Genomic DNA, 13,654 nt, shown 5'->3' with positions numbered 1-13,654 from the left:
AGCCATGCGCGGCATCATTCGGGTAGGCGACGTGCATAGCCATGGTGGACGTGTAGAGACTGGTGCCGCGAACAGTGAAGTCATGGGGCGCTCAGTCGCTCGTCAGGGAGATCGCTGCACGTGTCCGCTTCACGGCGAGGTTGTCATCGTCGACGGTGAAGCCGGCTTTGATGTGGAGGGGGCGCTCGCGTCGTTCGACGGTCACAAGACGTCGTGCGGCGCGGTGCTCATTTCGTCAGTGCCAACGTCCGGACGTTCCTGAACCGGGCATGCGGATGCAACCCAATTTCCCGAGATATCGCAGCTGCTTCGTTTGATCCGCGTCTCTCAACTGAGGGGCGCAGGAGGGCATTGGAGATGATCTGTTCGACCTCGCAGTCGCCGGATCATCTCGCGCAGCGAAACAGGATCGCGAACGTGTCGGCGTCGGATGATGCCCGACATCATTGGGTAATCGAGCCTCTCCCAGCCCCTTGCCAAGGGGGCAGTGCTCTGAGCGAGGATTTGCGACGCAAACCACTGCCTGATGCGAGGCAGATACCGGTACAAACAAATGACCCGATGGATAGGAATGTCAGCGCTGGTAGGGTTTGCAGCTTTTGCCTTTGCCACGGCATGTTCGGCTACGACGGCTGACGCAGAGCAGCCCGCTTCGGTGCCGGCATCAGCACCATTCCAGGAGAAACCATTTCTCGCGCAAGTCGTTGGTCTGGAATGGCTCAACCCGCTGCAACGCCGTGACTATCCGACAGAATGGCAATTGTTGTGGGCGATGGGTCTGGTCAAACCCAACAAGAATGACGACATGGTCAGAACGGACCCTCAGAGTTTTTCATCGGTTAAACCAGTCGCTATTGTTGCGGATGGGAATGGAGGTACTGAATCTTTAAAAGGATTTTATAGAAAATACATCACAAACTTTCTTGTTCTTCTTTACAGTAAGTATGCGATGAATGGGCATTATTTTTATACGGTTCAGCCATCCAATAAGCGACGCTGGCGGGAGTTGGCAGGCATCCGAGTCGAGCTCGCGATTCCATCTCGACTGTCGCCGCAGGATGCCCGTTCGCGTCTTAGCGATGAAATGCTCACGGCCTTTTCAATTGGAAGTAAATCTTTCCCCGATCTATGGAGCAAGGGTACACCGCCGGATATTCAGATCCACATCGGCGGCGCGAATGCCGGCTTCACGTCCCTGAATGCCGCACTCGACTATCTGCAAGCGCATCCACAGGAAAGCGTATGGGTGATGAACTGGGACGCTCCAAGCTTCCCGCCCAAAGACGAGCAGATGAACGAAAACCTCACCGTGCTGTTTCTTGCCGGTCCAGATTTGAAGACTGAACGCGAGCCGCTCGCATGGATCGGCAAGGCTGCGACGGGTAACGTGAGCGACTTCGAGGCGAAGGCCGGCACGACACGCGCGGTCCAGGCATGGAAGGCAACGATCGCGCAGGCCGCGCATAACGCGAACGTCGACCCCGCAAGCATTCAGTTCGTCGTGCATGACGCGGGCAAGGGCGGTGATGCGGCATCGACGCGTCTGGCTTCGCTGTCGCAGACGCTGACGGAAACGCTGCCGGAATTCGACTACACGAAGCAGGTGTTCAACACATCGGCGCTGCTTGGCGACATGGGCGCGGGCACGGCCTTGACGAACGTCGCACTCGCGATCGGCCGGGTCAACCACTTTGGCGGTAACGCGCTGATTGCCGGCACCACAGACGCCAGCCATCCAACCGCGGTCGTGGTGCTGCCGCCGTCGAAGCTCACACCGATCGACCCGGACAGCGACTGGTTCCGCGCCCGCGGCGAAGACAACGCCTATCTGCCCTGGTGGGGGCGTCGTCACGATACGAACTACGGAATGCAGGGTTATTCGTGGTGATGTACTCGGCGCGGCGCGTGCAAGTAATGCACATCGCCGCGCCGGGTCATTCGAGAGATTGGACATATGAGGGGAACTGTCCGGGTAGGTGACGTACATACCCACGGCGGCCGAATCGAATCCGGAGCTGAAACGAGTAAGGCCATGGGACGCATGTTCGCATCCGATTCACTGTGCTTGTGTGATTGTCGAAGGTGGCGGCTCATTCAAGGTTGGAGGTTAAGCCGCCGCGTTTGACGGTCACGAAGACTTCGTGCGATGCCGAAGCTCGTGCGGGCAACCGACGGGCGGGTCGTAGAGGGCATGCAGGTGGAGATCGCGAAAGCATCGGGCGAAGTGATGAAGGGGCAATCCAGCGCCGCGGGCATTGGAGATGATCTGTTCGACACTCGCAGTCGCCGGACCATTTCGCGCAACGAAACAGGATCGCGGATGTGTCGGCGTTGGATGATGCCCGACATCATTGGGTAATCGAGCTTTTCCTCGACACATTGCCGAGCGGGCCAGTGCTCTACGCAAGGTTTTTTTGACGCAAACCACTGCCTGATGCGAGGCAGATACCGGTACAAACAAATGACCCGATGGATAGGAATGTCAGCGCTGGTAGGGTTCGCAGCTTTTGCCTTTGCCACGGCATGTTCAGCTACGACGGCTGACGCAGAGCAGCCCGCTTCGGTGCCGGCATCAGCACCATTCCAGGAGAAATCATTTCTCGCGCAAGTTGTCGGTCTGGAATGGCTCAACCCGCTGCAACGCCGTGACTATCCGACAGAATGGCAATTGTTGTGGGCGATGGGTCTGGTCAAACCCAACAAGAATGACGACATGGTCAGAACAGACCCCAAGAGCTTTTCATCGGTTCAGCCGGTCGCAATTGTTGCGGACGGTAATGACGGAGATGAAAGCTTCGATGGGTTCTACGAAAAATATGTCTCAAAACTCCTCATCTTGCTTTACAGCAAGTACGCGATGAATGGCCATTATTTTTATACGGTCCAGCCGTCTGACAAACGACGCTGGCGGGAGTTGGCAGGAATCCGAATTGAGTTCACGATTCCTCCGCGACTGTCGCCGCAAGAAGCGCGCGCATATCTGCTCAAGGAAATGATCACTGCATTTGCGATTGGAAACAAAGAATTTCCTGACCTATGGAGCAAGGATGCGCCACCTGATATTCAGATCCACATCGGCGGCGCGAATGCCGGCTTCACGTCCCTGAATGCCGCACTCGACTATCTGCAAGCGCATCCACAGGAAAGCGTATGGGTGATGAACTGGGACGCTCCAAGCTTCCCGCCCAAAGACGAGCAGATGAACGAAAACCTCACCGTGCTGTTTCTTGCCGGTCCAGATTTGAAGACTGAACGCGAGCCGCTCGCATGGATCGGCAAGGCTGCGACGGGTAACGTGAGCGACTTCGAGGCGAAGGCCGGTACGACACGCACGGTCCAGGCATGGAAGGCAACGATCGCGCAGGCCGCACATAACGCGAACGTCGACCCCGCAAGCATTCAGTTCGTCGTGCACGATGCGGGCAAGGGCAACGACGTGGCATCGACGCGTCTGGCTTCGCTATCGCAGACGCTGACGGAAACGCTGCCGGAATTCGACCGCACGAAGCAGGTGTTCAACACATCGGCGCTGCTTGGCGACATGGGCGCGGGCACGGCCTTGACGAACGTCGCACTCGCGATCGGCCGGGTCAACCACTTTGGCGGGACCGCACTGATTGCCGGCACCACAGACGCCAGCCATCCAACCGCGGTCGTGGTGCTGCCGCCGTCGAAGCTCACACCGATCGACCCGGACAGCGACTGGTTCCGCGCCCGCGGCGAAGACAACGCCTATCTACCCTGGTGGGGCCGCCGCCACGACACGAACTACGGCATCCAGGGCTATTCGTACTGAACGTCCTGAAAATCCCCCAGACACGGCCTGATTCGACGCAGCGCAGCGACATCCACTCGCGCCCGCGCACCGCTCTCACCGTGGCGACACAACATCGCATCCGCCGACCGCTCAGGTCAGCAGTTCATACATGACCTTGAACGCCGGTATCGACAGCCCGGCGAACGCCACCGTGACGGCCGCGAGAATTGCCGTCCTTTTCCGCAGCAACGCGAAAACGAGCATCGACAGGGCGAAGAATCCGCCGGTCAGCAGGATTCCCCACCAGAGCGCCGCATAGCCGGCCCCGCCTTCAAAGCTCGACATGTTCCGCGTCATCAGGGTTGCGACGTAACCGGCGACGGTCATGCTTGCGGGCAGGCACAGCACCGGGTACAGGATGAAGACGACGATCTGTCGCGAAGTCGGGTCGTGAGACGTCATGGCGAGCGCTTCGTTGAGCGAGGGTGGGGCGAACCGGTTGCCGCGCGGGCGGGTTCAGGCAGCCGGCAGGATGCGGGCATTTACGGTGTTTGGCAACCGGCCGTCCGCCGCAATCCCGACGTACCGCGAGCGCGCGACCGGCGCCCGGCAGCCGTCACTCTGTCGCCCCGCGGCTGTCCGATTCCGCCGGCGCATCCCTCACCGCGCGATAGTGCCGCCGTGCCTTGGCCACGTTGCCGCAAGTGGCCATGTCGCACCACTTGCGGCGCCCCGTCTTGGAACTGTCGATGAACAGCCACGCGCAGTTCGAACCCGCACACATCCGCAACCGCCCTTGGGGCAACGCTTCGAGCAGCTTCACGGCCTCGAGTGCAAGCTGGTGGGCCGGCAGATGCAGGTCCGCCGGATCGGACGGGCTGCCGAGTTCGATCCGGGCGGCCGTTGCGACCAGCCGGCAGCCGCCGATCGCGCGCTTCCAGAGCCGCTCCAGCGTTTCGAGGTCCGCCGCGGCCACCGGAGCGCCGTGCGAGAGCGCGCCGACGATGCCGAACAACGCTTCGCGCAGGCGCTTCGCATCGCGCAGTGCTCGCGCGGCCTCAGCCGGCGCCTCGGCCGCGCGAGCCGCGAGCCGGGCCAGGTCGGAGGCGGGAAGGCGTGCCGATTGCGTCAGCCACGCGAGATAGGCGTCGTAATCCGGCAGCCAGTCGCACGGCGTCTGATCGCGGCCGCTCACCGTATTGATGAAATCGAGGACAGGGTGGCCGCCGATGAAATCGCGGGTCTCGAATACATGCGCTTCCATAACCGGTGAAATGCTGGACATGGGTTGAATTGATGCTAACCTTTGATCGTTGTTTAAAAGGTTAGCACATTCGCCAGCCGACGCTTACGCGAGGAGAACGCATGTCGCCGTCCATCGCATCACCCGGCCTGCAGGCCGGACTGTCGCAAACCGGCGGCCCCCGGCCGGTCGAATTCATCGTCGCGCCCAGCAGCCTCGGCCTCCGGCCGAACGCGGCCGGTCTTGAGCCCGAGACCTGGCGCGCCCCGGAAGTGTTGCTGGCGACGGGCCTTGCCGCGCAAGTTGGCGCGCAGGTGTCGCGGCTCGCGCATCCGGCCTATGCATTCACGCCGCAGCCCGGAACCCGTCTCGGCAACGGCCGGGCGATCCGCGATTTCTCGCTCGACCTGGCCGGGCGCGTCGCCGACGCGCGCCGGCGGCACGTGTTTCCGATCGTGCTCGGCGGCGATTGCAGCGTCCTGCTCGGGTGCCTGCTGGGCAACCGCCGGGCGGGCGGCGCCGGGCTCGTGCACGTCGACGGGCACAGCGATTTCTACCATCCCGGCAACTACGACACATCGAAGCGGCTCGGTTCCGTGGCGGGGATGGATCTTGCGCTGTCGACCGGGCGAGGGGAGCCGCTGCTGACCGACTGGCCCGATCTGGACGGCCCGCTCGTCGACGATCTCGACGCCTGCCAGGTGGGCGAGCGAGAATCCGAATCCGGCGACCTGGAGACCACGTATGGCGATATCGCCAGCACGGCGATCACGCGTATCACGATCGGGCAGTTGCTGGCGCGCGGGCCCGCGGCCGTCGCGGCCGAACTGGTGGGCTGGCTCGGCGCTCGGGCGCTCGGGCATGCGTGGCTGCACGTGGATCTCGACGTGCTCGATCAGGCGCAACTGCCCGCGGTGGATTCGCCCGGTTCGCCGGGGCTGGATTTCGACGGGCTCGACGCACTGCTCGGCCCGCTCGTCGCATCGGGCCGTGTGGCGGGGATCAACTTCACCATCTACGACCCCGGGCTCGATCCAGGGCTCGTGCATGCGAACCGCATCGCGCACAGTATCGGGCGCTGCGCCGCCGCTTTGCCGGCGCGGCACGGCTGAAGCCGCGGCCGGGCCGGGAAGGGCAGTCGCGCGGCGGCGTCCGGGGTGGCGATGAACCGGCGGCGAGGTCGCCGGTTTCCGTCACGCGCGTCCGAGACTCGGCCGCTTCGGGTCGTAGGTCCACCCCGGCACGAGATGGCGCATCGCGACCGCGTCGTCGCGCGCCGTGCCGCCGACCGCGTTGTACAGCGCATGCGCGGCCTCGACCTGCGCCATGTCGAGTTCGATCCCGAGCCCCGGCCGCTGCGGTACGGCCACCTTGCCGCCGACGATCGCGAGCGGCTCGCGCGTGAGTCGCGCGTCGCCGTCCTGCCAGATCCAGTGGGTGTCGATCGCGGTGATCGTGCCGGGCGCCGCCGCCGCGGCATGCGTGAACATCGCGAGCGACACGTCGAAGTGATTGTTCGAGTGCGAGCCCCACGTGAGTCCCCAGTCGCGGCACAGCTGCGCGAGCCGTACCGAGCCCTGCATCGTCCAGAAATGCGGGTCGGCGAGCGGGATGTCGACCGCCTGCAGCCGTACCGCGTGATCCATCTGCCGCCAGTCGGTCGCGATCATGTTGGTCGCGGTCGGGATCCCCGTCGCGCGGCGGAATTCGGCCATCACCTCGCGGCCTGAATAGCCGCCTTCCGGCCCGCACGGATCTTCCGCATACGCGAGCAGGTGGCCTTGTCCGCGGCACAGCGCGACGGCCTCGTCGAGCGACCACGCGCCGTTCGGGTCGAGCGTCGCGCGGGCGTCGGGAAAGCGCGCCTTGAGCGCCGCGATCGCCGCCATCTCGTCGGCGCCGGCCATCACGCCGCCCTTCAGCTTGAAGTCGGCGAAGCCGTAGCGCGCGACGGCGGCTTCGGCCTGCCGCACGATCGCGGCAGGCGTGAGCGCCGCTTCGTTGCGCAGGCGAAACCATGCGTCCGATGCGCGCGCTTCGTCGCGATACGGCAGATCGGTGCGGCGCCGGTCGCCGACGTAGAACAGGTACGCGAGCATCGGCACGGCGTCGCGCTGCTGGCCTTCGCCGAGCAGCGCCGCGACCGGCACGTCGAGGTGCTGGCCGAGCAGGTCGAGCAGCGCGGCCTCGATCGCGGTGATCACGTTGTCGAGCCGCAGGTTGATCTCGTGCGGCTGGCGCAGCACGGCCGCTTCGCCGGCCGACGTCACCTCGTGACGGATCGTGCGGCCCGCACCCGCGGCCGGGCTCGCGCCGGACAGCGCGGCGCGCACCGCGTTGAGCGTCGCCTGGTAGCGGCCGATCGACTGGCCGATCACGCGATCCGTCATGCGCTCGAGCGCGAGCCGGATGCCTTCGCCGCCCGGCACCTCGCCGACGCCCGTGTGTCCGCTGCTGTCGTCGAGGATCACGAGATTGCGCGTGAAGCAGGGCGCGTGCGCGCCGCACAGGTTGAGCAGCATGCTGTCGCGCCCGGCGACGGGAATCACCTGCATGCGCGTGACGCGCGGCGTGCCGGCATGGCGGGATTCGGACATCGGTTCGCTCCTGGTTCCGGTGGCGCGCGGGCTGCCGGCCGAGCCGGCGCGGCCCGCGCGGTTCAGTGAAGTTCGACGCGGCGGATCTCGCCGACGACGAACACGTAACAGATCACCGCGACGAGTGCGTGCGCGACGACATAGACGAGCGCGCCGTTGAACGAGCCGCTGCGATCGACGATGTAGCCGATCGCGATCGGCGTCGTGATGCTCGAGAGGTTGCCGCAGGTGTTGAGCAGCGCGCCGCTCAGGCCCGCGATCTGGCGCGGCGCGGTGTCGGCGTTGACGGCCCAGCCGAGCGCGCCGAGCCCCTTGCCGAAGAACGACAGCGCCATGAACAGCACGACGAGCACGTGCGAGTCGGTGTAGTTGCAGACGAGCATCGACATCGACAGCAGCATGCCGATCACGATCGGCACCTTGCGGGCGACCGACAGCGACCGCCCCTGCCTGAGCAGCGCGTCGGACACGAGGCCGCCGAGAATCCCGCCGAGGAAGCCGCACACCGCCGGGATCGACGCGACGAGCCCGGCGTTCAGGATCGACATTCCGCGCGCCTGCACGAGATAGACGGGAAACCACGTGATGAAGAAATAGGTGAGCGCGTTGATGCAGTACTGCGCGACGTACACGCCGATCAGCATCCGGCTTCTCAGCAGCGCCTTCACGTGGCGCATCGACGGGCCGCCGTCGCGTCCGCCCGCCGCCTGGTCGATGTTGACGAGCGCGCCGCCTTCGGCGAGATAGTCGAGTTCCGCGCGGTTGATGTCCGGGTGGTCCTTCGGGTCGTGCATCGTGCGGTTCCATACCACGACGAACGCGAAACCGAGCACGCCCATCACCGCGAACACCGACTGCCAGCCGAACGCATGGACGAGCCAGCCCATCAGCGGTGCGAACACGACGGTCGCCGCATACTGCGCGGCGTTGAAGATCGCCGACGCGGTGCCGCGTTCGGCGGCCGGGAACCACGCAGACACGATCCGGCTGTTGGCCGGGAACGACGGCGCCTCGGCCGCGCCGACCAGGAAGCGCAAGCCGAACAGCAGCGCGAACGCGGCCGCGCCGCCGAAGAAGCCGATCGTGCCCTGCAGCAGCGTGAACAGCGACCAGAAGAAGATGCTGAACGCATAGACGATGCGCGATCCGTAGCGGTCGAGCAGCCAGCCGCCCGGCAGTTGCGCGACCACGTACGACCAGCCGAACGCGGAGAAGATGAAGCCGATCTGCACGTGGTTCAGGTGCAGCGCGCGGGCGAGGCTCGGGCCCGCGATCGCGATCGCCGCGCGATCCGCGTAGTTGATCGTCGTGACCGCGAACAGCACGGCCAGCACGAGCCAGCGCACGCGCGTGCGCCGGGCCGTTGCCGACGCGGACGACGGCAGCGCGTGAAGCGGATTCATGACTGTCTCCTCCGAAGGGCGGAAGGTGCCGTCGTGCGGCCGGCGCGTCGTTGCGCGCGTGATGCGTGCGGGCGCCGCCGGTTCGAGGGCGGGCGCCGGACGCCGATGCAGCGAGGGCGTCCAGGCCATTCTGTCATGTCGAAATCCGCGCCTTCATGCCAATTGCTGACTTGATCGATTCAGCATTTGAATCGATCGGCGGGTCGAGCCTCGGCGTCGGAACGGCCGCCATATTTTTACCCGGGCAATATTGACATCCGATTAATACCCGGATAAAAATAGCGTCATTCTGAATTCTGCTCTCGGGCGATCACCATGACGACTTCCACGCTCCTTCCTTCGTACACGGCCTTCGACGGCCACCGGCGGCTCGCGTCGGGCCCGCTCGCGACGGTCGCGCTCGCGGTCCGGCAGGCCGCCGGCGACGCGATGGCCGGCACGATCCTGATCTTCGACGACGCGACGGGCCGCTCGATCGACCTCGACCTGCGCGGCACGGCGGACGATATCCGCGCGCGCTATGCGCCGCCGTCGGGCGACGCGTCAGCGGCCGCCGACGAGCCGGCCGGCGCCGGCGAACAGCGCGGCCGCGGCCGGCCGAAGCTCGGCGTCGTGTCGCGCGAGGTCACGCTGCTGCCGCGTCACTGGGAATGGCTCGGCGCGCAGCCGGGCGGCGCGTCGGTCGCACTGCGCAAGCTCGTCGAGGACGCGCGGCGCACGCAGGCGGCGGCCAACCGGCACCGCGACGCGCAAACCCGCGCATACCACTTCATGTCGGCGATGGCTGGCGACCTGCCCGGTTTCGAGGAGGCCGCGCGGGCGCTGTATGCGAACGATCCGGCGCGGCTCGCCGAGCTGATCGCCGGCTGGCCGGGCGACGTGCGCGATCACGCGCTCGCGCTGGCGGGCGGCGATCTGCCGCCGTCTACCGAAGACTGCTGAAGGAGCATCCGACGCGATGACCGTATTCGATCTGAACCGTGGCGCGATCGCGCCGGTCGCCGACGAGGCGGACCTCGTCGACCTGCGCGTGACGGGCGCCGTCCCGCGCGAACTCGACGGCACGCTGCTGCGCAACGGCCCGAATCCGCCGGGCGGCCGCTTTGAAGGGAACGACATGCTGTCGTGGTGGCCGGAAGCCGCGATGCTGCACGCGATCGCGTTCGAGGACGGCCGTGCGACCGGCTACCGGAACCGCTGGGCGCGCACGCAGCGCTGGGCCGCCGTGCATGCGCCCGCGCAGGTGCCGGATCTGCCCGACACCAACCCGAACGTCAGCGTGCTGCGGCATGCGGGCGAATTGCTCGCGCTGTCGGAGGGCGGCGCGCCGTTCGCGATCACGGCCGCGCTCGATTCGCTCGGCGCGCCGCGCCGGCATGCGAGCCTCGGCGGCGGGATGACCGCGCATCCGAAGGTCGATCCGGTGACCGGCGAGCTGATCGCGTTTCGCGCGGACTGGCGCGCGCCGTGGCTGCGCTACGGCGTGGCCGACGCGCACGGCGTGCAGCGTGTCGATATCGAGATCGACCTGCCCGCGCCGTCGATGATGCACGACCTTGCGGTGACCGAAACCCGCAGCCTGCTGCTGGACCTGAACGTCGGCTACGATTTCTCGCTGCTCGGGCAGGGCTGCCGGATGCCGCTGCGCTGGCACGACGACCGCGAAGCGCGCATCGGCGTGATCCCGCGCCACGGCGGCGCCGTGCGCTGGTTCGGCATCGAGCCGTGTTTCATCCAGCACGTCGTGAACGCGTACGACTGCGACGCGTCGTGCATCGTGTTCGATGCGGTGCGCTATCCGTCGTTCCTGCGGTTCGACGCGGGTACGGGCCGCTTTGCCGATAACCCGCTCGGCGAGCTGTGGCGCTATGTGATCGACACGGCGCACGGCCTGGTCGACGAGGGGCCGCTCGCCGACGGCGGCATCGAGCTGCCGCGCATCAACGAAAGCCGGACCGGACGCCGCTACCGTTACCTGTATGCGGTCGAGCAGCCGAACAACGCGGAAATGCGCGGCGTGATGCGCTTCGACCACGCGAGCGGTGCGACGACGCGCTACGCGGTGCCGCCCGGCGACCAGAACGGCGAGCCCGTGTTCGTGCCGCGTCCGGGCGGCGTCGACGAGGACGACGGCTGGCTGCTGGTGATGGTCTACCGCGCGGCGACGGATACGAGCGACGTCGTGATCCTCGATGCGCGCGCGATCGACGCGGGGCCGGTCGCGACCGTGCATCTGCCGCGCCGCGTGCCGGCCGGGTTCCACGGCGCATGGGTGGCGCGCGAGCGCTGAGCGGCGGCGCGGCGCGTCAGCGCGCGCGCAGCGCGTCGACGATCTTCAGCCGCGCGGCGCGCATCGCCGGCAGGAACCCGCCGACGAGCCCCATCACGAGCGAGAACAGCAGCGTCTTCACGACGATCGCGGGCGTCAGAACGAAGCGGAACGACAGGTCCGAGAAGGTCTGGAAGTTGGTCGTCGAGAATGACGCGAACTGCATCAGCGATGCGCACGCGAGCCCCGCGACGCCGCCGACGAAGCCGAGCAGCAAGGCCTCCAGCAGGAACGCGGCGAGCACGCTGGTGCGCTTGAAGCCGAGCGCGCGCAGCGTGCCGATCTCGGCCACGCGGTTCGCGACGGACGCATACATCGTGATCATTGCGCCGATCATCGCGGCGATCGAGAAGATCGTCGACAGCGTGATGCCGAGGATGTTGATGAACGTCGACAGCGCCTTCGACTGGTCGCCGTAGAACGTCTGCTCGCGTTTCGCTTCGTCGGTGAGCCGCGGGTCGACGTCGATGTCGGCCTTGAAGCGTGCGAACCCGTCGGCGCTCGGGATGCGCAGCACCATCGACGAGTAGCTCGTGCGCCGGAACGACTGCATCAGCTGGTCGGCGTCGCCCCAGATCTCCGAGTCGAAGCCGCTGCCGCCCGCGTCGAAGATCCCGACGACGATCCAGTCGCGCTGCGCGAAATGCAGCCGGTCGCCGAGCTGCGTGCCGCTGAAGCCTTTCGCGATCGCGCTGCCGACGATGATTTCGGACGAGCCCGGCGTGAACGGGCGGCCGGCCGCGAGCGTCACGTGCGGGCGCAGCGCGAGGCCCGCCGGCGACACGCCGCGGATCACCACGTTCGACGGCTTGCCGGTCGACGTCTTTACCAGCGAGATCAGCACGACGGCCTCTTTCGATACGAGCGGCCGGCCGTCGGGGCCGAGCGCGACGGCCGGGTGCATCTCGAGCGCATTGGCCTGCTGGTGGTCGATCGCACTCTGGATCTCGGTTTCGGCGCCCTTGCGGATCACGACGACGTTGTCGGGTTCGCCGGTCGACACGAGCGTCTGCGTGAGCCCCGCATCGAGCATCTGCACCGTCGCGAACACGAAGATCACGAGCGCCATCCCGCCCGCGGTGAGCACGGTGGTGAGCCGCCTGGCCCACAGGTTGCGCGCGACGTAGGAGAGCGGGATCGCCATGGCTGCGGCGGCCTAGCCGATGGCCCGCAGGCCTTCGACGACGCGCACGCGTGCGGCCTGCCACGCCGGCACGATCGCGGCCGCGATGCCGACCGCGACCGAGCATGCGCCCTGCAGCACGACGGTCTCGGCCGACACCCTGAACACGGGGAAGATGCCGCTTGCCGCATGCCTGAACAGGCTCGCGGCGGGCGGCGTCGCGAGGATTCCGAGCCCGCCGCCGGCCACCGCGATCGTGACCGATTCGCCGAACACGATCAGCGCGAGAAAGCCGGGACCGAAGCCGAGCGCCTTCAGCGTCGCGTATTCGGCCGTGCGTTCGCGCGCGCTCATCGCCATCGCGTTGGCCATCACGGCCATGATGATCAGGATCACCACGTACGACACGACGCGGATTGCCGCGATGATCTGGTTCGACATCGCGACGAAGCCGAGCTGGAACGCCTGTTCGGTCTCGGTCAGCGTTTCGGCGAGCGAGTTCCTGAACACGGCGTCGACGTTGCGCGCGATCGCCGCGCCGTCGTCGGGGTTCGCGACGCCGAGCACGAATACGCCGACCTGATCGGCCTGCTTCGGCGTGCGCTGGCGCACCGTCTCGTTCAGGTAGTCCCAGTGGAACACCAGCTGGCGCGTGATCGTCGAGTCGTCGCGGCCGTCGAGGATCCCGCGCACGACGAAATCCCAGGTGCCGGGATAGATCGTGCCCTTGAGCGGGATCACGTCGCCGATCCTGAAGCCGAACTGCGTCGCGAGCTGGCGGCCGACAAGGCAGCCGCGGCGGTCGCGGTTGTAGTCGGCGCGCTGCTGCGCCGGGATGATGAATTCCGGGTACAGGTCGAGATAGTTGTCCGACACCGCGAAGCTCGCGAAAAAGTTCTTCGGGTCGCGGTAGATGCCGCCGAACCAGTTCGAGCGCACCACGGCCGTCACGCCGTCGACGCCGCGAATCCGGTTCTCGTCGCTCACCGGCAGCGGGAACACGAGCGAGATCGCGTTGCGCGTGACGAGCCGCCCGCTGGACGCGGCGGCCGCGCCCGCGTACCACGCGTCGACGACGGTGTGCAGCAGCCCGAACGCCAGAACCGCCACGGTCAGCCCGAGCACGGTCAGCAGCGTGCGCAGCCGGTGCCGCAGCGCGTTGCGAACGATCAGCTTCGGCACCATCATCCGGCGCGCTCCCG

13 protein-coding genes are annotated in these 13,654 nt (G+C 66.4%); 7 read left to right on the top strand and 6 right to left on the bottom strand.

Annotated features, from left to right (window positions below):
- Positions 1 to 4 precede the first annotated feature (4 nt).
- From GQ57_RS38705 to GQ57_RS02610, 4 genes are all read left to right on the top strand, one after another.
- Positions 5 to 262, top strand: a complete 258-nt coding sequence (locus tag GQ57_RS38705) for a PAAR domain-containing protein (protein ID WP_075122837.1) — start codon at positions 5 to 7, stop codon at positions 260 to 262.
- Positions 263 to 553: 291 nt separating this feature from the next.
- Positions 554 to 1,888: a hypothetical protein gene (locus tag GQ57_RS02620; RefSeq protein ID WP_034197014.1), complete on the top strand. Its 1,335-nt coding sequence runs from the start codon at positions 554 to 556 to the stop codon at positions 1,886 to 1,888.
- A 258-nt stretch (positions 1,889 to 2,146) separates the two neighbouring features.
- A complete protein-coding gene (locus GQ57_RS02615) occupies positions 2,147 to 2,359 on the top strand; it encodes a hypothetical protein (protein WP_034197013.1) in 213 nt (70 codons plus the stop codon).
- Between the two features lie 75 nt (positions 2,360 to 2,434).
- On the top strand, positions 2,435 to 3,796 hold the full coding sequence (locus tag GQ57_RS02610) for a virulence factor (RefSeq protein WP_425322010.1): 1,362 nt from the start codon (positions 2,435 to 2,437) through the stop codon (positions 3,794 to 3,796).
- A gap of 111 nt (positions 3,797 to 3,907) precedes the next feature.
- On the opposite strand, the gene GQ57_RS02605 is transcribed toward GQ57_RS02610, so the two are convergent.
- A complete protein-coding gene (locus GQ57_RS02605) occupies positions 3,908 to 4,219 on the bottom strand; it encodes a hypothetical protein (RefSeq protein ID WP_031396981.1) in 312 nt (103 codons plus the stop codon).
- Between the two features lie 154 nt (positions 4,220 to 4,373).
- The gene (locus GQ57_RS02600; protein ID WP_052001024.1) at positions 4,374 to 5,021 is read right to left on the bottom strand and encodes a CGNR zinc finger domain-containing protein; all 648 of its coding nucleotides are present in this window, start codon (positions 5,019 to 5,021) and stop codon (positions 4,374 to 4,376) included.
- A 101-nt stretch (positions 5,022 to 5,122) separates the two neighbouring features.
- On the opposite strand from GQ57_RS02600, the gene GQ57_RS02595 reads away from it, so the two are divergent.
- On the top strand, positions 5,123 to 6,112 hold the full coding sequence (locus GQ57_RS02595) for an arginase family protein (RefSeq protein WP_081896560.1): 990 nt from the start codon (positions 5,123 to 5,125) through the stop codon (positions 6,110 to 6,112).
- A gap of 81 nt (positions 6,113 to 6,193) precedes the next feature.
- Here the strand turns inward: GQ57_RS02595 and GQ57_RS02590 are convergent, their stop codons facing one another.
- Entirely contained in the window at positions 6,194 to 7,597 is a 1,404-nt protein-coding gene (locus tag GQ57_RS02590; RefSeq protein ID WP_034197011.1) for an enolase C-terminal domain-like protein, read from the bottom strand.
- A gap of 62 nt (positions 7,598 to 7,659) precedes the next feature.
- On the bottom strand, positions 7,660 to 9,000 hold the full coding sequence (locus tag GQ57_RS02585; protein WP_034197087.1) for an MFS transporter: 1,341 nt from the start codon (positions 8,998 to 9,000) through the stop codon (positions 7,660 to 7,662).
- Positions 9,001 to 9,315: 315 nt separating this feature from the next.
- Between GQ57_RS02585 and GQ57_RS02580 the strand changes: the two genes are divergently transcribed.
- Both GQ57_RS02580 and GQ57_RS02575 read left to right on the top strand, forming a co-directional pair.
- Entirely contained in the window at positions 9,316 to 9,942 is a 627-nt protein-coding gene (locus GQ57_RS02580) for a DUF2239 family protein (protein ID WP_034197010.1), read from the top strand.
- Between the two features lie 16 nt (positions 9,943 to 9,958).
- The gene (locus GQ57_RS02575; protein WP_034197009.1) at positions 9,959 to 11,290 is read left to right on the top strand and encodes a carotenoid oxygenase family protein; all 1,332 of its coding nucleotides are present in this window, start codon (positions 9,959 to 9,961) and stop codon (positions 11,288 to 11,290) included.
- A gap of 16 nt (positions 11,291 to 11,306) precedes the next feature.
- Here GQ57_RS02575 and GQ57_RS02570 read toward each other — a convergent pair whose 3' ends face one another.
- The gene (locus GQ57_RS02570) at positions 11,307 to 12,473 is read right to left on the bottom strand and encodes an ABC transporter permease (protein WP_031396974.1); all 1,167 of its coding nucleotides are present in this window, start codon (positions 12,471 to 12,473) and stop codon (positions 11,307 to 11,309) included.
- Positions 12,474 to 12,485: 12 nt separating this feature from the next.
- Positions 12,486 to 13,640 carry an ABC transporter permease gene (locus GQ57_RS02565; protein ID WP_031396973.1) on the bottom strand — a complete coding sequence of 385 codons (1,155 nt, stop codon included), beginning with the start codon at positions 13,638 to 13,640 and terminating at the stop codon, positions 12,486 to 12,488.
- Positions 13,641 to 13,654: the final 14 nt, after the last annotated feature.

The sequence above is a fragment of the Burkholderia sp. MSh2 genome (assembly GCF_000731655.1).
In the GTDB taxonomy this organism is placed as follows: domain Bacteria; phylum Pseudomonadota; class Gammaproteobacteria; order Burkholderiales; family Burkholderiaceae; genus Burkholderia; species Burkholderia paludis.
Note: the sequence above shows the minus strand (reverse complement) of the source record. Positions and strands in the feature narration are given on the sequence as shown.

Excerpts from the sequence above, each read along its gene's own strand:
- GQ57_RS38705 (WP_075122837.1), top strand. The coding sequence starts at position 5 with ATGCGCGGCATCATTCGGGTAGGCGACGTGCATAGCCATGGTGGACGT.
- GQ57_RS02620 (WP_034197014.1), top strand. The coding sequence starts at position 554 with ATGACCCGATGGATAGGAATGTCAGCGCTGGTAGGGTTTGCAGCTTTT.
- GQ57_RS02615 (WP_034197013.1), top strand. The coding sequence starts at position 2,147 with ATGCCGAAGCTCGTGCGGGCAACCGACGGGCGGGTCGTAGAGGGCATG.
- GQ57_RS02610 (WP_425322010.1), top strand. The coding sequence starts at position 2,435 with ATGCGAGGCAGATACCGGTACAAACAAATGACCCGATGGATAGGAATG.
- GQ57_RS02605 (WP_031396981.1), bottom strand. The coding sequence starts at position 4,219 with ATGACGTCTCACGACCCGACTTCGCGACAGATCGTCGTCTTCATCCTG.
- GQ57_RS02600 (WP_052001024.1), bottom strand. The coding sequence starts at position 5,021 with ATGGAAGCGCATGTATTCGAGACCCGCGATTTCATCGGCGGCCACCCT.
- GQ57_RS02595 (WP_081896560.1), top strand. The coding sequence starts at position 5,123 with ATGTCGCCGTCCATCGCATCACCCGGCCTGCAGGCCGGACTGTCGCAA.
- GQ57_RS02590 (WP_034197011.1), bottom strand. The coding sequence starts at position 7,597 with ATGTCCGAATCCCGCCATGCCGGCACGCCGCGCGTCACGCGCATGCAG.
- GQ57_RS02585 (WP_034197087.1), bottom strand. The coding sequence starts at position 9,000 with ATGAATCCGCTTCACGCGCTGCCGTCGTCCGCGTCGGCAACGGCCCGG.
- GQ57_RS02580 (WP_034197010.1), top strand. The coding sequence starts at position 9,316 with ATGACGACTTCCACGCTCCTTCCTTCGTACACGGCCTTCGACGGCCAC.
- GQ57_RS02575 (WP_034197009.1), top strand. The coding sequence starts at position 9,959 with ATGACCGTATTCGATCTGAACCGTGGCGCGATCGCGCCGGTCGCCGAC.
- GQ57_RS02570 (WP_031396974.1), bottom strand. The coding sequence starts at position 12,473 with ATGGCGATCCCGCTCTCCTACGTCGCGCGCAACCTGTGGGCCAGGCGG.
- GQ57_RS02565 (WP_031396973.1), bottom strand. The coding sequence starts at position 13,640 with ATGATGGTGCCGAAGCTGATCGTTCGCAACGCGCTGCGGCACCGGCTG.